General features: G+C 60.4%; 18 protein-coding genes. 12 read left to right on the forward strand and 6 right to left on the reverse strand.

Going from position 1 to position 19,911, the window contains the following annotated elements:
- The first annotated feature begins 20 nt into the window (after positions 1-20).
- Genes ABNT42_RS06550 through coaD form a run of 3 tightly spaced genes read left to right on the forward strand, consistent with a single transcriptional unit; the run spans position 21 to position 3,258 of the window.
- Positions 21-680 (forward strand): response regulator transcription factor, encoded by a 660-nt coding sequence (locus tag ABNT42_RS06550; RefSeq protein ID WP_348695602.1) that lies wholly within the window; start codon positions 21-23, stop codon positions 678-680.
- Positions 677-2,077 (forward strand): ATP-binding protein, encoded by a 1,401-nt coding sequence (locus tag ABNT42_RS06555; protein ID WP_348695604.1) that lies wholly within the window; start codon positions 677-679, stop codon positions 2,075-2,077. The genes ABNT42_RS06550 and ABNT42_RS06555 overlap by 4 nt, the downstream gene beginning before the upstream one ends.
- Before the next feature lie 32 nt (positions 2,078-2,109).
- Positions 2,110-3,258, forward strand: a complete 1,149-nt coding sequence (gene coaD, locus ABNT42_RS06560; RefSeq protein ID WP_348695605.1) for a pantetheine-phosphate adenylyltransferase — start codon at positions 2,110-2,112, stop codon at positions 3,256-3,258.
- 20 nt (positions 3,259-3,278) lie between these two features.
- On the opposite strand, the gene ABNT42_RS06565 is transcribed toward coaD, so the two are convergent.
- Together ABNT42_RS06565 and ABNT42_RS06570 are read right to left on the reverse strand one after the other, a co-directional pair.
- Positions 3,279-3,755, reverse strand: coding sequence for a DUF2844 domain-containing protein (locus ABNT42_RS06565; RefSeq protein ID WP_348695608.1), 477 nt, complete (start codon positions 3,753-3,755; stop codon positions 3,279-3,281).
- Between the two features lie 83 nt (positions 3,756-3,838).
- Positions 3,839-4,621, reverse strand: a complete 783-nt coding sequence (locus ABNT42_RS06570) for a PhzF family phenazine biosynthesis protein (protein WP_348695611.1) — start codon at positions 4,619-4,621, stop codon at positions 3,839-3,841.
- A gap of 112 nt (positions 4,622-4,733) precedes the next feature.
- Here ABNT42_RS06570 and ABNT42_RS06575 point away from each other — a divergent pair, with 112 nt between their 5' ends.
- Together ABNT42_RS06575 and ABNT42_RS06580 are read left to right on the forward strand one after the other, a co-directional pair.
- Positions 4,734-5,528 carry an alpha/beta hydrolase family protein gene (locus ABNT42_RS06575; RefSeq protein WP_348695613.1) on the forward strand — a complete coding sequence of 265 codons (795 nt, stop codon included), beginning with the start codon at positions 4,734-4,736 and terminating at the stop codon, positions 5,526-5,528.
- A 71-nt stretch (positions 5,529-5,599) separates the two neighbouring features.
- Complete coding sequence (locus ABNT42_RS06580) at positions 5,600-8,908, forward strand: error-prone DNA polymerase (protein WP_348695616.1); 3,309 nt, start codon at positions 5,600-5,602, stop codon at positions 8,906-8,908.
- 66 nt (positions 8,909-8,974) lie between these two features.
- Here ABNT42_RS06580 and ABNT42_RS06585 read toward each other — a convergent pair whose 3' ends face one another.
- Entirely contained in the window at positions 8,975-9,307 is a 333-nt protein-coding gene (locus ABNT42_RS06585) for a helix-turn-helix transcriptional regulator (protein WP_348695619.1), read from the reverse strand.
- Positions 9,304-9,651 carry a type II toxin-antitoxin system RelE/ParE family toxin gene (locus tag ABNT42_RS06590; RefSeq protein ID WP_348695622.1) on the reverse strand — a complete coding sequence of 116 codons (348 nt, stop codon included), beginning with the start codon at positions 9,649-9,651 and terminating at the stop codon, positions 9,304-9,306. Before ABNT42_RS06590 ends, ABNT42_RS06585 begins: the two co-directional genes overlap by 4 nt.
- Before the next feature lie 193 nt (positions 9,652-9,844).
- Here ABNT42_RS06590 and ABNT42_RS06595 point away from each other — a divergent pair, with 193 nt between their 5' ends.
- The 7 genes from ABNT42_RS06595 (at position 9,845) to ABNT42_RS06625 (ending at position 16,199) form a co-directional block, all read left to right on the forward strand.
- On the forward strand, positions 9,845-11,506 hold the full coding sequence (locus ABNT42_RS06595) for a CTP synthase (RefSeq protein WP_155433339.1): 1,662 nt from the start codon (positions 9,845-9,847) through the stop codon (positions 11,504-11,506).
- The gene (gene kdsA, locus ABNT42_RS06600) at positions 11,503-12,357 is read left to right on the forward strand and encodes a 3-deoxy-8-phosphooctulonate synthase (protein WP_348695626.1); all 855 of its coding nucleotides are present in this window, start codon (positions 11,503-11,505) and stop codon (positions 12,355-12,357) included. The genes ABNT42_RS06595 and kdsA overlap by 4 nt, the downstream gene beginning before the upstream one ends.
- Before the next feature lie 118 nt (positions 12,358-12,475).
- Entirely contained in the window at positions 12,476-13,759 is a 1,284-nt protein-coding gene (eno, locus tag ABNT42_RS06605) for a phosphopyruvate hydratase (RefSeq protein ID WP_348695628.1), read from the forward strand.
- A 42-nt stretch (positions 13,760-13,801) separates the two neighbouring features.
- Positions 13,802-14,122: a cell division protein FtsB gene (gene ftsB, locus ABNT42_RS06610; RefSeq protein WP_348695630.1), complete on the forward strand. Its 321-nt coding sequence runs from the start codon at positions 13,802-13,804 to the stop codon at positions 14,120-14,122.
- A gap of 13 nt (positions 14,123-14,135) precedes the next feature.
- The gene (locus ABNT42_RS06615) at positions 14,136-14,933 is read left to right on the forward strand and encodes a transporter substrate-binding domain-containing protein (RefSeq protein ID WP_348695632.1); all 798 of its coding nucleotides are present in this window, start codon (positions 14,136-14,138) and stop codon (positions 14,931-14,933) included.
- 79 nt (positions 14,934-15,012) lie between these two features.
- On the forward strand, positions 15,013-15,651 hold the full coding sequence (locus ABNT42_RS06620) for a glutathione S-transferase (RefSeq protein WP_348695635.1): 639 nt from the start codon (positions 15,013-15,015) through the stop codon (positions 15,649-15,651).
- Positions 15,652-15,653: 2 nt separating this feature from the next.
- Complete coding sequence (locus ABNT42_RS06625; RefSeq protein ID WP_348695637.1) at positions 15,654-16,199, forward strand: gamma carbonic anhydrase family protein; 546 nt, start codon at positions 15,654-15,656, stop codon at positions 16,197-16,199.
- Positions 16,200-16,205: 6 nt separating this feature from the next.
- Here ABNT42_RS06625 and ABNT42_RS06630 read toward each other — a convergent pair whose 3' ends face one another.
- A complete protein-coding gene (locus ABNT42_RS06630) occupies positions 16,206-17,336 on the reverse strand; it encodes a glycerophosphodiester phosphodiesterase (RefSeq protein ID WP_348695639.1) in 1,131 nt (376 codons plus the stop codon).
- The gene (locus ABNT42_RS06635) at positions 17,336-19,807 is read right to left on the reverse strand and encodes a TonB-dependent receptor plug domain-containing protein (RefSeq protein ID WP_348695642.1); all 2,472 of its coding nucleotides are present in this window, start codon (positions 19,805-19,807) and stop codon (positions 17,336-17,338) included. The genes ABNT42_RS06630 and ABNT42_RS06635 overlap by 1 nt, the downstream gene beginning before the upstream one ends.
- Positions 19,808-19,911 lie beyond the last annotated feature (104 nt).

Consider the following 19,911-nt stretch of genomic DNA (forward strand, 5'->3'; position numbering starts at 1 on the left):
AACAGAAAGGAAATAACAAGATGCGACTTCTGCTGGTGGAAGACGATACGATGATCGGCGAAGTAGTGCTCGACCTGCTCAGGGCCGAGCACTACGCAGTAGACTGGGTCAAGGATGGTGCCATGGCTGATACGGCGCTGCAGACCCAGACTTATGATCTGGTACTGCTCGATCTGGGCCTGCCGCGCAAGGACGGTCTGGAAGTGCTGCGCTCGATGCGCATGCGCAAGGAGCTCACGCCGGTGCTGATCGCCACCGCGCGCGACGCCAAGGAGCAGCGGATTGCCGGCCTCGATGCCGGCGCCGACGACTACGTGCTGAAACCCTATGATCTGGACGAACTGCTGGCACGCATCCGTGCGCTGCTGCGACGTTCGGCCGGGCGTGCCGAACCTGTGTTCGAGCACGGCAATGTGAGCGTCAATCCGCAGACGCGCGAAGTGCTGGCCGATGGCAAGCAGGTGAATCTGTCGGCGCGCGAATGGGCCGTGCTGGAAGCGCTGATCGCCCGTCCCGGCATCGTGCTGTCACGCCAGCAGCTGGAAGAAAAGCTGTATAGCTGGAAGGATGAAGTGAATAGCAATGCGGTGGAAGTGTATATCCACGGCTTGCGCAAGAAACTCGGTGCGGAGCTGATACAGAACGTGCGTGGTCTGGGCTATATGGTTCCCAAACTATGAAGAGTATGAAGGTCAAAGTGCGTATGCCGCCCTTGCCCAAGGTACCGGTGGTGACGCACTCGCTGCGCGGGCGCCTATTATGGTTCCTGCTGGCGGCGATTACCATGGCGGCCATCGCGCAGGCCATGGTGGCCTACCGCAGCGCGCTGAATGATGCGGATCAAATTTTCGATTACCACATGCAGCAGATGGCGATGGCGCTGCGTTCCAGCGCTACGCTGACCAACAAGGCAGCCGACACGGCTGCCGATCCGGAAAACGATGATCTGGTGGTACAGGTGTGGACGCCGGATGGTGCGCAGGTATTCCGCTCACTGTCGCGCGCTGCGCTGCCCCAGCGCGCCGTGCTGGGCTTCTCCAACGTCAAAGCCAATAACACGACTTACCGGATTTTCTCCGTCCAGACCAGTAACCAGACTGTGCAGGTAGCGCAGGATATGGCGGTGCGCCAGCGCATGGCCGGTACGCTGGCGCTGCGTACGGTGGGGCCGATTGCCATCATGGCGCCAGTGCTGATGCTGGTGGTGTGGTGGGTAGTGAGTGGTTCGCTGGCGCCCGTCTCGCGTGTCAAGCGGCAGGTGGCGGCGCGCCAGGCCGACGATCTGTCGCCCGTGTCGGAAAACGATCTGCCCGATGAAGTGCTGCCGCTGGTGCAGGAACTCAATCTGCTGTTCGGCCGGGTGCGTACGGCGTTCGAGGCGCAGCAGCACTTTGTGGCCGATGCGGCGCATGAATTGCGCACGCCGCTGGCAGCACTGAAACTGCAGGTGCTCAGTCTGGAGCGGGCGCAGGATGATGCGGCGCGTAGCGTGGCCGTGGCGCGCGTGACGGCCGGTATCGAACGTGCCACGCGGCTGGTGGAACAGTTGCTGGTGCTGGCGCGACAGGAAGGCGCCCAGCAGGAAATGACGCTGGAACCCGTCAATCTGACGGAACTGGTACGCCGTACGCTGGGTGACATGACGGGGCTGGCGCAGGCACGCCAGATCGATCTGGGCGTACACCATGCAGATGAAGTGAGCGTGTCGGGCCAGAGCGATGCGCTGATTATCCTGCTGCGCAATCTGGTGGATAACGCCATCAAGTACACGCCATCAGGCGGCACTGTCGATATCGATCTGCGCCGCACAGAAGGCGTAGGCGGAAAGCCGGGACGTATTCTGCTCAGCGTGGAAGATTCCGGTCCCGGCATTGCGCCCGAGGAGCGCGAACGGGTGTTCAGCCGCTTCTACCGTGTGCCCGGTAGTCCGGCCGGCGGTAGCGGTCTGGGGCTGGCGATTATCCGTTCCATCGCCGAGCGCCATCAGGCCGTGCTGAGCCTCGATAGCTCCGAGCGGCTGGGCGGGCTGAAGATCAAGGTCGATTTTCCTGACACTGTGAAGGCGAGTCCGGTCTAAAATGCCAGTTTTATCTGGCGTTGGAGCGGTTCATGGAAAAAATCGGCTTTTCGGGCACCTTCGATCCCATCACCAATGGGCATATGTGGGTGATCAACGAAGCCCGTTCGCTGGCAGACCAAGTGGTGGTATTCCTGTCCGAGAATCCCGCCAAGAAGCCCCGTTTCAGCGCCGAAGAACGTAAGAGCATCATTGCGCTGAGCTGCGCCCAGCAAGGCTGGGACAATGTGCAGGTGGTGATCGTCAAGGGCGATTACACGGCGCGCGCAGCCAAGAAGCAGGGCGTGCACTGCCTGATCCGTGGTATCCGTACCACGGCCGATTTCGATTACGAAAACCTGATCCAGCAGACCAATGTGGATGTGCTGCAGGGCGCCAAGACCATTTTCGTGATGCCGCCCCGTGACCTCGGCTCGGTCAGTTCCAGCTTCGTCAAGGCGCTGGAAGGGCCGATAGGCTGGAACTGGATCATGAAGAAATTCGTGCCTGCACCGGCCTACCATGCGTGGGTACTGAGCTGGCTGCGGCGCGAGTGGGAAGCGCTGTGGGATTACGACACCATCGATGCCACCGCGATCGCCCATGCCGATGACTGGTTTGTGCGCCTGACGGGCGCCACCATGTATGGCGGGCCGCAACGGCACTATCACAATCTCGATCATCTGGTGCACGGCCTGTGTGAAATCCGCGTGTGGGCTGCCAATACCCGCCCTGATCCGGCCGATGTGGCCATTGTCAAGCAGGCCTTCTGGTTCCACGATGCCGAATATGGTCCGGCTGGGCTGGGCAGCGATATGACGGCGGAAGAAGCCAGCGCGCGCCTGTGGCTCGATTGCCATCTGGGGCAGGAGCGCGAAGATGCGGCCGCGCTGATCCGCGCCACCGACCATTTTCAGGAAGCCCATGTCGAGCACCGCCTCAAGGACGTGCTGCTCAGCGTCGATCTGGCCATACTGGGGCAGGATGACGAGGTGTATGGCAATTATGCGCGCGCCATCCGGCAGGAATACATCCATCTGCCCGATGTAAAGTACCGGCAGGAGCGGCGCGCTGCGCTGGCGCATATGTGCCGCAAGGCGGAAACGGGCCAGCTGTTCGGCAACGCCTATTTCGCCGAACAGTACAACGAGCGCGCGATCGAAAATATGCAGCGCGAGATGGCGCAGCTGGCTGCCGCCTAATCCTGCGCAGCGAGACTAGACTATTCGATCACGGCGGTATTGAAGCCCGGCGGCAGGGCGGCCGGTATCCATGCGCGCCCCACATAATTGCGCTGGTGGCTGCTGGCCACCATCATCATATCGGACGGCGACAGTGCCAGCTGGCGCTGCGGCGCGCCCGTGCCGGCACGGGCAGCCTCCGGATTGCTGTGATTACTGAGCATGGTGAACTGCTCGCCCATCAGGCTTTGCAGGTCGGGCAGGGTGGGGCCGTTCCAGCTGACGGCAAAGACGATGCCCTGCAGATTGGCATATTCGCGCACCACGGTGCCACTGGCCAGCCGGTTCTGGCTGACCGTATAGACGGCAATGCTGTCGGCGCTGCGCGGCATGATGCTGCGCGCTGCCATCTGGATGCCGTTCTGCTCGAACGACGAAGGCGAACTGCCCAGCGCTGCATAGGCCAGTGCGCCTTGCAGGACGGAGAGAAATAGCATGAGTAACAGTGCGCGGCGCATGATGTGCTCCTGTGCCTAAGATGGAGCCAGTGTAGGGCGCAACGCTGTTTTCTGCCGTTAGCGAGATGTAAGCAATCGTTACCTCAAGCTGGCTGCAGATACTCGGCGCGACCGCCGACGAGTACGGCATTGCCATCGAGTTCGGTGCGGATCAAACAGGGCTGACCCAGCGCCGCGCCCTGAAATAGCGCGATCGGCTGGCCCAGATGCAGGCTCAGTGCGCCAGCGGCAACACCGGTGGCCTGATCTTCCATGGCCGGATCGAGATGATTGAAGTTGCGCCCCTCCAGCGTGCCATTGGCGCGCCGGCACCAGACATAGCAGCCGTTCACGCCATTGGCCTTACCCCAGGCCATGATGGCGGGCAGATCGGGGGTAAGCGCTTGCAGCGTCCAGCGGTCGGCCACTTGCAGCAGCAGTTTCGGGCTGCCGACGGACGCGACCACGGGCGGCGAGCGTAGCACGAGGCCGGGGCTGGCCAGCAGACGTGCCGGCAGATCGGCGGCGATGGCGGGCTGCGCCAAGCGCTGTGGCGCGAGCCGCACATATACCAGATCATCGCGCAGGCTGAGCGTCAGGGACTGGGCGTGCATGGCGGTACGGATTTGCTGCTGCGTTTGCTGCGGCGTGAGCAGCAAACGGGCTGCGGCCAGCGTGGCATGCAGGCACAGGGGGCTACGCGCATGGGGGTAGTAATAGTCCAGCGTGATGACGCCGTCGCTACCACGGTCGATGAAGACGCAGGCGGGCTGCCGCTGATCGCGTGCGAATTGCTGGCGCTGGGCGACGTCGCGCTGGTCATGCTGAATGACGAGCGCGGGATTGCCGCCGCCTGCCTGTAGGCCGAAGCATAAGAGTTGATGCACGCTGGTTTCTGGCATTCTGATCCTTTGATTTGGCACTTCATCGCATCCTTGCCACTTCGAATGTGCGTCGATGCAAGAATATCTTCCGATAACTTATCGGAGGAATATCATAATGCGTAACGTCCTGTTTGTGCTGAGCATACTCGCTGCAGCTCCGGCCATGGCGGCGCTGGCGGCCACCACGCTGATCGATGGCCGTCAGGTCGAGTATCTGACACTTAAACATTCCACTGCACCTTATACGGTGGTGTTTGAGAATGGTTCGCGCGTCACGCTCGATAAATGGGACAAGGTGATCGAAGGCGTGGCGCCACAGGCATCCGTGTTTGCCTACAACCGCCCCGGCTATGGCAAGAGCGAGAGCACGCCGGCCGCGCGCGATGGCCTGAACATCGTGGAAGAACTGCGCCACAACCTGCAGCATGAAGGCTTGAAACCGCCGTATATTCTGGTGGGGCATTCGCTGGGCGGGCTGTATGTGCAGCTATTCGCCAAGCGCCATCCGGAGGAAGTGGCAGGCATCGTGCTGGTTGATGCGCTGTACCCCGGCGTGATCAAGAAGCCGGAGGATTTTCCCGCCCTGACCCGTCTGGGTGCCATGCTGTTCTTCTCGAATTCCGTGCGGCGCGAAATTAACGCGATCGATCAGACGGGCCAGCAGGTGCTGGCGCAGGGGAATATCGATAAGCTGCCCATGATTCGACTGGTTAATCAGCCCAAGGGCGCTACCGCCGTGCCGATCGATCTCGGTGTGGTGAATAGCGACCCGCAGACGTTTGCTGCCGTGCGCGCCATGTATCCGCAAGCGAAAACCGTGGTGGTGGATTCGGATCATCAGATGCAGACGGCATCGCCCGAGGTGGTTATACAGGCAATCAAGGACGTGATGGTGGCACAGCACAAATAGTGCTGTCGCGCCCTTGAGTATGGCGGCAGATTGTGTAAAATACTGTACATAAACACAGTATTTTATTGAAAATGTCCAGCCTGCCACCGGTGTCGGCGCAGAGCCTGCCTGCCTATGCGGAGCTGTTCTGCCTGACCAATTTCTCCTTTCTGCAAGGTGCTTCCGACGCCGAAGAACTGGTGGCGCGCGCCGTGCAGCTCGATTATGCGGGGCTGGCGATCACGGATGAATGCTCGCTGGCGGGCGTAGTGCGCGCTCACGCACAGGCCAAAGAGCATGATTTGCCGCTGCTCATAGGCAGCCATTTCCATTTGCGCGAGGCCGATGGGCGGGTGGCGCTATCGCTGATTGCACTGGCGCAGAACCGCAATGGTTACGGCAATCTGTGCGAACTGATCACGATTGCACGCAATCGGGTGGCCAAAGGCAGTTATCTGCTCACGCCGGCCGATCTGGCGGCGCCGTCGGCGCAGTATGCCCATCTGCAGGGGCTGCCCGATTGTTTGCTGATTCTGCTGCCCCAGTATCCCGTGTTCCAGCCGGAAGATGTGGATGCCCTGCACGCACAGGCGGCATGGATGGAGCGTACGTTTCCGGGGCGTGCGTGGATGGGGCTCAATCTGTTGCAGCGCGCGCTGGATGATGCGCACCGCGAAAGCATCGCCGAGGTGGCGCTGCAGCATGGCATGGCGGTCGTGGCACTGGGGCATGTGTGCATGCATGTGCGTTCGCGCAAGCCGCTGCTCGATACGCTGTGTGCCATACGCATGGGCAAGTCCGTGGCCGAATGCGGCTACGCGCTGGCGCAGAATGCCGAGCAGCATTTGCGCCCCCGCTTGCGGCTGGCTAATCTGTATCCCTTGCCTGCGCTGCAGGAGACTTTACGCATTCTGTCCATGTGTACTTTCAATCTGGACGAACTGCGCTACGAATATCCCCATGAAGTGGTGCCGCACGGTCATACTTCGGCCAGCTATCTTCGACAGGAAGTGGAGCGTGGTGCGCGTGGGCGCTACCCGCAGGGCGTGCCGGCCAAGGTGCTTACACAGATCGAGATAGAGCTGGCACTGATCGCCGAACTCAAGTACGAGCCGTATTTCCTCACCGTGTATGACATTGTGCGCTTTGCCCGTTCGCAGAACATACTGTGTCAGGGGCGTGGCTCGGCGGCCAACTCGGCGGTGTGCTACTGCCTCGGTGTGACGGAAGTTGATCCGGATCGGGGCCATCTGCTGGTGGGGCGCTTTATGTCGCGCGAACGCAATGAGCCGCCCGATATCGATGTGGATTTCGAGCACCAGCGACGCGAAGAAGTGATCCAGTACATCTACGATAAATATGGCCGCGAGCGGGCTGCGCTGGCCGCTGTGGTGATCAGCTATCGTCCGCGCAGCGCACTGCGCGACAGTGGCAAGGCGCTCGGAGTGGATCTGGCCATCGTCGAGCAGGTGGCCAAGGCGCATCACTGGTTTGATGGCAAGGCTGATTTGCTGGGGCGGCTGGCCGAAGTGGGGCTGGCGCCCGATTCCATGCTGGCGCAGCAATGGGCCACGCTGGCCACGACCTTGCTGGGTTTTCCCCGTCATCTGTCGCAGCACCCGGGTGGCTTCGTGATTGCACAAGGTAAGCTGTCGCGTCTTGTGCCGATCGAGAAAGCCACGATGGAAGGGCGCAGCGTGATCCAGTGGGACAAGGATGATCTGGAAGAGCTGGGGCTGATGAAAGTCGATGTGCTGGCGCTGGGCATGCTGACGGCTTTGCGCCGCGCGCTTGATCTGGTCGGCCAGCAGCGTGGCCAGTGTTTCCGCATGCAGGACATTCCCGCCGAGGATAAGGCTACTTACGACATGATGTGTGTGGCCGATACGGTGGGGGTATTCCAGATCGAATCGCGCGCGCAGATGAGTATGCTGCCGCGCCTGCAGCCACGGGTGTTCTACGATCTGGTGATCGAAGTGGCGCTGGTGCGGCCGGGGCCGATACAGGGTGGCATGGTGCACCCGTATTTGCAGCGGCGTACGGGGCAGGCGCCGATTGATTCTCCACGCGGCCTTGATGAAGCATTGAAACGCACACTGGGCGTGCCGATCTTTCAGGAGCAGGTCATGCAGATTGCCATGATCGCGGCTGATTTTACCGAGGGCGATGCCGATCAGTTGCGGCGTGCCATGGCCGCATGGAAGCGCAAGGGCGGCGTCGACCGCTATCAGCAGCGCATCATGGATGGCATGCGCAAGAATGGCTATGACGAGGCGTTTGCTGCGGCTATCTGCAGCCAGATACAGGGCTTTGGCGAATACGGCTTCCCCGAATCGCACGCGGCCAGCTTTGCTCTGCTGACCTATGCCAGCTCATGGCTCAAATGCCATGAACCGGCCGCCTTCCTGTGTGCGCTGCTGAACAGCCAGCCCATGGGTTTCTACAGTCCGTCGCAACTGGTGCAGGATGCACGCCGTCATGGCGTGGTGGTGCGCGCTGTGGATGTGGCCTATAGCGACTGGGAGTGCACGCTGGAAGAAGCGGCTGGCAAACGCCAGCAGCCGGCGGTGCGGCTGGGCCTGCTGATGCTGAAGGGCATGCGCGAAGCGGCTGCTAGGCGCATCGTGCAGGCGCGTACGGCGGGGCGGTCGCGTATGGCGGAGGAGGAGTGTACCGTAGAGCGGTCGCGTATGGCAGAGGAGGCGTGTGCCGTAGGGCCGTCGCGTACGGATGGGCGACTGCCTGAACGCGGGCAGCTCGAAGCATTCGGCGCGGCGCAGTACTGGCCTAGCGTGGCCGAACTGGCGCGGCAGGCGGATCTGGACCGGCATGATCTGCAGGTGCTGGCGGCGGGCAATGCGCTGGCGGGGCTGGCCGGACACCGGCGGCAGGCACTGTGGCAGGCCGTGGGCGCCGTGCCGGACAAGGATATTCTGCGCCCCACGGCGCCGGACGAAGCGCTGCCCCAGCTGGCTGCGCCGTCGGAAGGCGAAAATATTGTCGGCGACTATCGCTCGCATGGCCTGACGCTGGGGCGTCATCCGCTGGCGCTGCTGCGCGAACGGCTACTGGCTCAGCGCTTCCTGCCGGCCAGTACCCTGAACCAGTACACCAACGGCATGCTGGCGCGTGCCTGCGGCATGGTGACGGTACGCCAGCGGCCCGGCACGGCCAAAGGCGTGCTGTTCGTGACGCTGGAAGACGAAACGGGCAATATCAATGTGATCGTCTGGCCGGCGCTGCTCGAACAGCAGCGCCGCGAAGCGCTCGGTTCGGCCTTGCTCGGCGTGTATGGTGTATGGCAGCGCGAAGGCATGGTCTGCCATCTGGTAGCCAAGCGCTTGGTCGATATGTCCCACCTGATGGGGCGCTTGCAGTCCGTTAGCCGCGATTTTCACTGAGTTTAATGGTGGCTGCAGCCGTCAACTGGCGAATGCCGCAAAGCAGGGCTGTAAGCGGGGTGGATTTTAGCGGGTCGATACCTGAACCTGTTTTCCGGTTCTCGCTAGCATGTCGATCAACGCTTCAATGGTGAATTTGGCGCTCTTCCTGTTTATAAGATCAGAGACGCGAGGAGGCGGAATTCCGAGTATGGCTGCTGCATCAACCTGCTGTAGGTTTTTTTCTTGCATCCACTCTGCTAACTCCGTCATTAGAGAGTGCTTGATTGATAATTTTGCGAAAATGGCAGCATCAGTTTCGGCGAGCAGTTTGCTGGCCTCTGCGGCTTCAAATCCGAGATCGGCGAAAACATTCCCATCAGCGGGAGTGACATGGGTGATGACTGGCTCAGAATTCATAACGTACCCCTTATCCTGAAGATAGCCTTGTAACGCTGCTTGGTAATCTCTTTGTCATGTTCGCTGGTCTTTTGCGCTTTCTTCTTAAAGCAATGCAGTACATAGACCGCTTCGGCGAATTTGGCCACAAACATAACTCTAAAAGCGCCATCAGGCAGCCTGATACGGATTTCCTTTACTCCGGCGCCAAGTTCTTCGAGCGGCTTCCAGTGATCGGGCTCGTATCCGCGTTGAATTTTGCGTAACTGAACTCCTGCGTACCGTCTCGCCTCAGCGGGGAATAAGATGTCATCGGTTAAATCCTTGAGGGAGGTGCCTATCCAAACTATAGGTTTGTCATGCATGTTTGCCTCGTCGATGATTCTATCAAATTCTATATAGGCATCGAGCGCACACCTGAATTCTGGTCAAATAAACGCTACTCACCAATAGTTACTTGCGAGGGAATGGAGGTTTTTTCAGGGCGGGATGCTGAAGATTTGCGCGTTTTAGGCTATAATTTCAATTTCCCGCATGTGCCGTTCGGCACCATCTGCAATGACCAAATTTGTCTTCGTCACTGGTGGCGTCGTGTCTTCCCTTGGTAAAGGGATAGCCGCCGCCTCTCTCGCTGCGATCCTCGAATCGCGCGGCCTCAAAGTCACCATGCTCAAACTCGACCCGTATATCAACGTCGATCCGGGCACGATGAGTCCTATGCAACACGGTGAAGTGTTCGTCACCGACGACGGGGCGGAAACCGACCTCGACCTCGGCCACTACGAGCGTTTCATCTCCACCCGCATGAAAAAGGTGAATAACTTCACCACTGGCCAGATCTACGAATCGGTAATCCGCAAGGAACGCCGCGGCGAGTATCTGGGCAAGACCGTGCAGGTGATTCCGCACATCACCAACGAAATTCAGGATTACATCCGCCGTGGCGCGGAAGGCTACGATGTCGCGCTGTGCGAAATCGGTGGCACGGTGGGCGATATCGAATCGCTGCCATTCCTGGAAGCAGCACGTCAGCTGAGCCTGCGCGCTGGCCGTAAGAACTCGGCCTTCGTGCACCTGACGCTGGTGCCTTACATCGCCTCCGCTGGCGAACTGAAAACCAAGCCGACCCAGCACTCGGTGCAGAAATTGCGCGAAATCGGTATTTCGCCAAATGCTCTGCTGTGCCGCGCCGACCGCCGCATTCCGGAAGATGAACGCGCCAAGATTTCGCTGTTCTCCAATATCGAAGAGCAGGCCGTGATCTCCGTGTGGGACGTGGACACCATCTACAAAGTGCCGCAGATGCTGCACGACCAGGGTCTGGACGCGATCATCTGCGACGCGCTCGATCTGAACCCGGCACCGGCCGATCTGTCGGTGTGGAGCAAACTGATCTACACCCTCGAACATCCGAAGTCGGAAGTCTCGATCGGTATGGTCGGCAAATACGTGGAACTGACCGAGTCGTACAAATCGCTGACGGAAGCGCTGCGTCACGCCGGCATCCACAATGAATGCAAGGTCAACATCGAGTACATCGACTCGGAAGAGATCGAGACCACCGGTTGCGCCGAACTGTCCAAGTACGATGCGATTCTGGTACCGGGCGGCTTCGGCAAGCGCGGTGTGGAAGGCAAGATCATGGCGGCCCAGTTCGCCCGTGAAAACAAGATCCCTTACCTCGGCATCTGCCTCGGGATGCAGGTCGCGCTGATCGAATACGCGCGCCACAAGGCTGGCCTGACCAGCGCTAACTCCACCGAGTTCGATCTGGAAACGCCACAGCCAGTGGTTGCACTGATCGACGAATGGCAGGGCGCCGACGGCAAGGTCGAGAAGCGCGACGAGAATTCCGATCTGGGCGGCACCATGCGTCTGGGCGCGCAGACTTGCGCCATCAAGCCCGGTACGCTGGCGGCAGAAATCTACGGCGCCGTGGTGACCGAGCGTCACCGTCACCGCTACGAAGCCAACAACCACTATCTGCCACGCGTCGAAGCGGCTGGCCTGATCGTGGCAGCGCGTACGCCGACCGAAGACCTGTGCGAAATTATGGAATTGCCACGCAGCGGAGACAACGCTCACCCGTGGTACATGGGTGTGCAGTATCACCCGGAATTTAAATCGACCCCGCGTGACGGCCATCCGCTGTTCACGTCTTACATCAAGGCTGCACTGGCTCACAAGGCCGCTGGCGCCGTACAAGGAGATGCAGCATGAAACTGTGCGGATTTGACGTCGGTCTGGATCAGCCCTTCTTCCTGATCGCTGGCACCTGTGTGATCGAATCGCGCCAGATGGCCTTCGATACGGCAGGCGCGCTGAAGGAAATGACGAGCGAACTGGGCATCCCCTTCATCTACAAATCGTCCTTCGACAAGGCTAACCGTTCTTCCGGTACTTCCTACCGTGGTCCGGGCCGCGACAAAGGTCTGGAGATTCTGGGTGACGTCAAACGCGAACTGGGTGTGCCGGTGCTGACCGACGTGCATGATGTGGAAGAAATCGCCGAAGTGGCGGCCGTCGTCGACGTGCTGCAGACGCCGGCCTTCCTGTGCCGTCAGACGGATTTCATCACCGCCTGCGCCCAGTCCGGTCTGCCGGTCAACATCAAGAAGGGCCAGTTCCTCGCGCCCGGCGATATGAAGAACGTGATCGACAAAGCCCGTCTGGCTGCCCGTGCCAAGGGCCTTAACGAAGACAACTTCATGGCCTGCGAGCGCGGTGCTTCGTTCGGTTACAACAATCTGGTGTCGGACATGCGTTCGCTCGCCATCATGCGCGAATCGAACTGCCCGGTGGTATTCGATGCGACCCACTCGGTGCAGCTGCCGGGCGGTAACGGTACTTCGTCGGGCGGTATGCGCGAAATGGTGCCGGTGCTGTCGCGTGCTGCGGTGGCCGTGGGCGTGGCCGGTCTGTTCATGGAAACCCACCCGAATCCAGCGCAAGCGCTGTCGGATGGTCCGAACGCCGTACCGCTGGGCCGCATGCGCGAGCTGCTGTCTACCCTGATGGAACTGGACCGCATCACCAAGAAAGCTGGCTTCCTGGAGAACAGCTTCAACTAAAAGCAACAAGCCCGCACACCAGACAGGTCGGGTGTGCGGGAAATTCCCGTTATCCTGACTCGTACAAGATGCGCGAGCATCCGGTGCGACATCGTATCGCCTAACTTTGGAGAATGACATGAGTGCTATTGTTGACATTATCGGCCGTGAAATCATCGATTCGCGCGGCAATCCTACCGTCGAATGCGACGTGCTGCTGGAATCGGGCGTGATGGGCCGTGCTGCTGTACCGTCGGGTGCATCGACCGGTTCGCGCGAAGCCATCGAACTGCGTGACGGCGATCCTAAGCGCTACTTCGGCAAGGGCGTACTGCAAGCCTGCGAAAACATCAACACGGAAATCTCCGAAGCCATCATGGGTCTGGACGCCAATGAACAGGCTTTCCTCGACCGCACCCTGATCGATCTGGACGGCACCGAGAACAAGAGCCGTCTGGGCGCCAACGCCATGCTGGCTGTATCGATGGCCGTGGCTAAAGCTGCTGCTGAAGAAGCTGGTCTGCCACTGTACCGCTACTTCGGCGGTTCGGGCGCGATGCAACTGCCAGTGCCGATGATGAACGTGATCAACGGCGGCGCACACGCCGACAACAACCTGGACATCCAGGAATTCATGATCATTCCAGTGGGCGCACCGTCGTTCAAGGAAGCCGTGCGTTATGGCGCGGAAGTGTTCCACACCCTGAAAAAGATCCTGCACAAGAAGGGTCTGAACACGGCAGTGGGCGACGAAGGCGGCTTTGCTCCTTCGCTGGCTAACCACGAAGAAGCCATCAAGCTGATTATCCAGGCGATCGAAGAAGCTGGCTACGAGCCAGGCACGCAAGTGGCGATCGGTCTGGACTGCGCTGCTTCCGAGTTCTATAAAGACGGCAAATACGAACTGGAAGGCGAAGGCCTGTCGCTGACCGCGACCGAATTCACCAACCTGCTGGCCACCTGGTGCGACAAGTACCCGATCATCTCGATCGAAGATGCGATGCACGAAGGCGACTGGGAAGGCTGGGCGATTCTGACCAAGGAACTGGGCAAAAAAGTTCAGCTGGTGGGCGACGATCTGTACGTCACCAACACCAAGATCCTGAAAGAAGGCATTGCCAAAGGCATCGCTAACTCGATCCTGATCAAGATTAACCAGATCGGCACCCTGACCGAAACCTTCGCAGCGATCGAAATGGCCAAGCGCGCCGGCTACACCGCCGTGATCTCGCACCGTTCCGGCGAAACCGAAGATTCGACCATCGCCGATATCGCCGTTGGCCTGAACGCCCTGCAGATCAAAACCGGCTCGATGTCGCGTTCCGACCGCATGGCTAAGTACAACCAGCTGCTGCGTATCGAAGAAGATCTGGGCGACATCGCTTCCTACCCAGGCCGTGATGCGTTCTATAATCTGAAGTAATTCAGATAGTGCGGCCGGCTCCCCGCCGGCCGCTTTCCAGTTATGCGCCTGATTACCATCGCCCTCACAGCCTTGCTGCTGTTGATCCAGTACCCGCTCTGGCTGGGGAAGGGCGGCTGGCTGCGCGTCGCCGATTTCGAAGCGCAGGTGAATGCCGCGCACAAGAAGAATGCGGAGCTGATCGCCCGCAATGCTAAACTCAACTCCGAAGTGATGGACCTGAAAGATGGTACGGGAGCCGTGGAAGAACGGGCCCGCTACGAGTTGAGCATGATTAAACAGAACGAGATTTTCATCCAGATCGTCGGTAAAGGGCAGGCTACCCCGCTGCCACCACTGGCACCCCGTCCCGAATCCCGCTGAGGCCTAGATTGCCATGTTGATGCGCTACGCCTTACTGTTGTTGCTGGTGCTGCAGGCACCGCTGGCTTACAGTGGCGGCGGCTGTGTTCCCGTGCGCGTCGGTTATATCGACCAGCACCGCCCGCCATACTGGCTGGGCGAGGGCGAAGTGGTGCCGGAGCCGGCCGGCGCTTCCGTCGATCTGATCCGCGCTGCCGTGCAGGGCAGCGGCTTTAATTGTCCTCCTACCCTGATCCGCTTGCCTGCCGCGCGCCTGAAGATGGCACTGGAAGCGGGCGATATCGATATGACGCCGATCGGCGAGCAGCCTAGTTACTCGCCCGAGATTGCCCTGCCACGCGACCGCGAAGGCAACGTCGATCGCAACCGCGCCATGCCCAATACCATGGTGGTGCTGGTGCGCGCCAAAGACCGCGTGCCGGCCAATAGCAATCCGCAGGAATACCTGCGCGGTAAGACCGTGGGTGCCTCGCAGGGTAGCCCTATCAATGGACGCCTGCGCGAAATGGGGCTGGTGGTTGACGATGGCGCACGCGATCTCGATCGCAATCTGGCTAAACTCAAGCTGGGGCGGGTGGATGCTGTGGTGACCAATCTGGTCAGACCCGGCCATCTGGATGCTACGCTGAAGCGCTACGGCGGCAGCATCGTGCAACTGCAGCAGCCGCTGATCAACACGCGCGTCTGGATGGCCTTCAACGCCGGCTATTATCGTGCCCACCCCGAACAGGTGGAGTCGTTATGGAACTGGCTCGATAGCAATCGCCTGCATCTGGGCGACTACGTCAACAAATACCGCAAGACTCAGTGAGTGTGCTGCGCCTGATGTCATCCGGCAGCCCCGCTGGCCTGCATTTCCTTTCCCTTATTGACCCTCTACCGGAGCTATTATGAAACTGATCGGCATGCTCGATTCGCCCTACGTCCGCCGCGTGGCCGTGACGCTGCAACTGATGGGACTCCAATTCGAGCACCAGTCGCTCTCCGTGTTCAGCACTTATGACCAGTTCCGCGCCATCAATCCCATCGTCAAAGCGCCTACGCTGGTGGCCGACGACGGCACGGTGCTGATGGACTCTACCCTGATCATCCAGTACGCCGAAGCGCTGGCCATGCCGGCCTATCGCATGACGCCATCGATGCCAACCGAACTACTGCGCTCGCTGCGTGTGCTCGGCGTGGCACTGGCGGCCTGCGACAAGGCGGTGCAACTGGTGTATGAACATAAAGTGCGGCCACTGGAAAAAATGCACCAGCCGTGGGTGGCACGCGTCACCACGCAGTTACTGGAAGCGTTCGACGCGCTCGAAGCCGAACTGGCCAAGCAGCCACTGGAACTGCAGAAGCCCGACCATGCCAGCGTGATGACGGCCGTGACGTGGCAGTTCACCCAGCAGATGCTGGGCGATGTGGTGGTGGCGAGCCGCTATCCGCGACTGGAAGCGTTTTCGCAGCAGGCCGAAAAGCTGCCGGCGTTTAGCGCCGCGCCATATGGCGATGGCACGTATCCTGTGGCGACTGGAGCCTGAACATGCCGCTGCAACGCTATCTCGACACGGCGCCGCAACTGGCGGCCGAGGTCTATCTGCATGCGACGGCGCAGGTGATCGGTGATGTGACGCTGGGAGCGCATAGTTCGGTGTGGTGTAACGCGGTGGTGCGCGGCGATGTGAACCGCATCGTGGTAGGCGAAGGCACGAATATTCAGGACTTCAGCATGTGCCACGTGTCGCACCGCCGTCCCGACAAGCCGGAAGGCTCGCCGCTGATCATCGGCGACTACGTCACCATCGGCCACTCCGTGCTGCTGCATGGTTGCCGCATCGGTAACGAATGCCTGATCGGCATGGGTTCCATCATCATGGATGACGTGGTGATCGAAGACCATGTGATGGTGGGCGCGGGCAGTCTGGTCTCGCCCGGCAAGGTACTGGAAAGCGGCCATCTGTACGTAGGCCGCCCTGCTGCCAAAGTGCGCGCACTGACGGCTGAAGAAATCGCTTACCTGCGCTATTCGGCCGAGCATTATGTGCGCGTGAAGAACAACTATCTGGCGACCGTGCAGTCGCCAGAATAGTTACAGTCAGGCGCCGATGGCGGCCCGTCCCAGTGCCGGATCGTCGGTGAAGAAACCGTCGATGCCGGTGGCGAGGTAGCGCTGCATTTCCGCAATCGAACCCGCTTCATGGCGTGCCGCAGGTCCGCCATCGCTGCGGAACTCTGCCGCAAGGAAGTGGTTCTCGGGACGGAAGGTCCATGGTTCCACGCGCAAGCCAGCACGGTGCGCATCTTCTACCAGCGAGGTAGGGCTGCCCAGTGTGCCATCCTTGTTCAGCGGGATGATGGCGCGGGTAGGTGGTGCCACTACATCAGCGTAGGCGGCAATGTCGCGCAGACCGGCCGGCGTGCACATCTGCCGGTAGGTCAGCGTACCACCTGCCTTGGCCACGTCCATCGGCCGTACCGGTTCGTTCACCACTAGTTGCATCAGGCGCAGGTTAGCGCGCTGCCCCAGTTTGCCACGCATATACTTCAGATTGCTCACCTCGAACGACTGGATCTCCACCGGATTGCGCCGCGTGTACTCGTGCGCTGCGAGAATGGAGAGGAAGCGCTCTTCCAGCGGCAGTCCCACGCTGCTGAAGTAGGTCGAGCTTTTCAGTTCCGGTACGATGCCGATCACACGGCCTTGCGTGGCCGCCTGCGCTGCCACGAAGTCGATGATCTCCTCGAACGTCACGATCTGGAACATGCCGTTGTAGCTGGCACTTTGCGGCCGCAGTTGCGGCAGTCGTTCGATGGCGCGCAAGGTTTTCAGTTCGGCCAGCGTGAAGTCATCGACAAACCAGCCTTCGTGGGTTTCGCCATCGATAGTCTTGCGGGTTTTGCGGCTGGCGAATTCCGGCCTTGTCGCCACGTCGGTGGTTTCGTTGACGTAGGCGTCGTGGCGCGCTACCAGCACGCCATCACGGGTGCTGACCAGATCCGGTTCGATATAGTCAGCACCATCGGCGATGGCCTTGGCATATGCGGCCAGCGTGTGCTCGGGGCGCAGCGCACTGGCGCCGCGGTGGCCGAACACCAGCGGCCTGGCCGTGCCTTGCGCGGCAGCGCTGGCTGGCGCAGCCGGCAGCAGCGCGCTGCCGGCCGTAGCGCCCGCCGCCGCGAGGAAGCCGCGCCGTGACAGGCGCGCATGCAGTTTCATTTCACTCATCAGAAGTCTGCCATCAGAGTCAGGAAGCCCTGACGTGGTGCGATCGGATAGGTATTGTACGTACCGCTGGCAGCACCCACCACCACATTCAGCGGTCCTTCACGGTTGGCCAGATTGGTGACGTTCAGACGGTAGCGGGCATTCTTCACCAGATTGCTGTTCAGGAAAGGCAGCTTGCCCGACACGCCAAGGCTCATCAGGAAGTAGCTCGGTACATCCAGATCATTGGTGTAGGTGGCGTAGCGTTTGCCCACGTAATCGCCGATCAGCTGGAACTCGGTGTCGGCAAAATTCAGCGTGGCCACCGTCTTGTTCATCCACTCTGGGCTGGCTGGTACCGATTTGCCGGCTGTCGGCACCAGATCCTTGCCGTTGCTGTAGTTGTCCGAATAGGTCGAGCGGTTGAACGACAGCGCGTTATACAGCGAGAAGCTGCGGCCCATGTGCACCGTGCCGGACAGGTCGATACCGTTGGTCTTCACGCTACCCACGTTGGCCAGCACGGGATTACCGCCGATGATGGAGGTGATTACTGGCGTCGGGCTGATGGTCAGCAGGCGGTCCTTGAAGTCCACATGGTACAGGCTGACCTGACCATCGAACGCGCTGATGGCGCCCAGATCGACATTGTGGCTGCTACGCAGACCCAGTTCGTAGGTGATCGAGGTTTCCGGTTTGGCGGTCGACTTGAACAGATCGAAGGCGGCCTGGCTGGCCAGACTCCATGGCGAAGCACCGCCGCCGCCGTAGGTGACGAACTGGCGCATATTCTTCTGCACGTTGACGAAGGCCTGATCCTGCGCGCTGATATCCCAGCGTGCGCCCACCTGCGGCAGCAGCCATTTTTTGGTATCGATCTTACCGACCGGCAGAGCCAGCGAGCCATTGGCAATCGCGCCTTTGGCCGGTTGCACGGGGAACTGGCCATCGGCAAACTGCAGGCTGGATTTAAAGCCGGCTTGCAGCGCCAGATCCGGCCCCATACGCCATTCATCCTGCAGGTGCAGCTGCACGACTTTGTTGTCGATCTCGCTGCCGTATTGGGTGATCAGCGGATTGCTAGGACGGCTGTATGGCGAGCTAGGATTGTTCACATCCAGCGCGTACCAGCGGCGATAGGCCGAGGAGCGGTTATGCTCGAACCACAGGCCGCCCTGTATGGTGTGGTTGCCGAATTCGCTGCGTACGGTGGACAGCCAGCCATTGCGGTTGATGGCGTATTCGGTGGTGCGGGTGGCGTAGCCGGAATTGCCGAATACCTGTTTCAGATTCTGATTAGGGTAGTACACGGCGAACAGACCGGGCAGACCGGCCACGCCGATCGGGCCGACCACCACGCCTACGCCGTCATCGTTGTGGTAGTAGATCTGATTCGACCAGATGGTGTTTTCGCCCAGCGGCATTTCGTACTTGGCATAGGTCAGGTAGTCGGTACGCTGCGCATCGCTGTAGTAGTTGCGGTAGTTGTTGCCGTCTGCTGCAGGAGTCGCGCCGGTGGCGGACAGGTAGGCCAGTGCTGCAGCAAAGTCTGGATAGGTGAATGGACGGGTGTAAGGCTGGAATTTTTCCGTGGCCGAGTGTACGGTAGCGTCTTCGTTCGGTTCGATCTTGTCCGAATAGTTGAAGTACAGCGTCAGCTTGCCAGCGTCGTCGTTGTGGATGAATTTGGCGTTGACCTGATTGCCGCCCTGACGGCCATTGAAGTCCCAGGCTTTCTGTTCATGGTGGGTGGCCGCCAGGTAGGCGCTGTTGCCGTTACCGAACTCGCCGCTGTCGTAGCGCAGGAAGCTGCGCGAAGTCATGTAGCTGCCGACCGTCTGCTGCACGACCAGATTGCGCTGCTTGGCCGGATCGCTGGAGAAGGTTTCAATGGTGCCGCCCAGATTGCTGGTCGAGGCGGTGGCCAGATCACCGGCGCCGGACGACAGAATCACGCGGCCGACGTTTTCGCTAATCACCGCGCGCTGTGGCGACAGGCCGTTGTAATTGCCGTACTGCTGATCGCCCAGCGGCACGCCATCCATGGTGTAGCCCAGTTGCTGGCCGCTGAAGCCGTGGATGAACAGCGACAGATTCTGTTCGTTATTACCCCATGGGTCGGCGGTCTGGAAGCTTACGCCGGGCAGGGTCTGCAGCGCTTTCAGAGGGTTGATGCCGGGCAGGATCTTCTGCATATCGGCCTTGCCCAGCGCTACCGAGGAGCGGGTTTTGCGGGTCGAAACTTCCACCGTGGCCATCGGTGCGGCCATGGCGCCTACGCTGGCATCGGCTGCGCTCTGTGCGCCGCTATCGGCCGCCGCAAAGGAGGCAGCACCGGCGCCACTATCTGCGACCAGTGCGGCGGCAGCGACGGCATTCGCCGCTGCCGCTTCGCCGGAAAATTCCGCGACAGCAGCTGCTACATTGGCCGCCATGGCCAGCAGGGGCACGGTCAGTGCGAGCGAACGTACGGTGGAAAAGGATCGATTCATGATTAGCCTTCAAGACAAGTTGGTGGAAATTGCAACGTCGGCAATGATAGTGACCAACTATTACCGGAGCGTGACGCGATTGCGCTACACTGCCGTATCGCGAC

The organism is Duganella fentianensis (assembly GCF_964031615.1).
Lineage (GTDB): Bacteria > Pseudomonadota > Gammaproteobacteria > Burkholderiales > Burkholderiaceae_D > Rugamonas > Rugamonas fentianensis_A.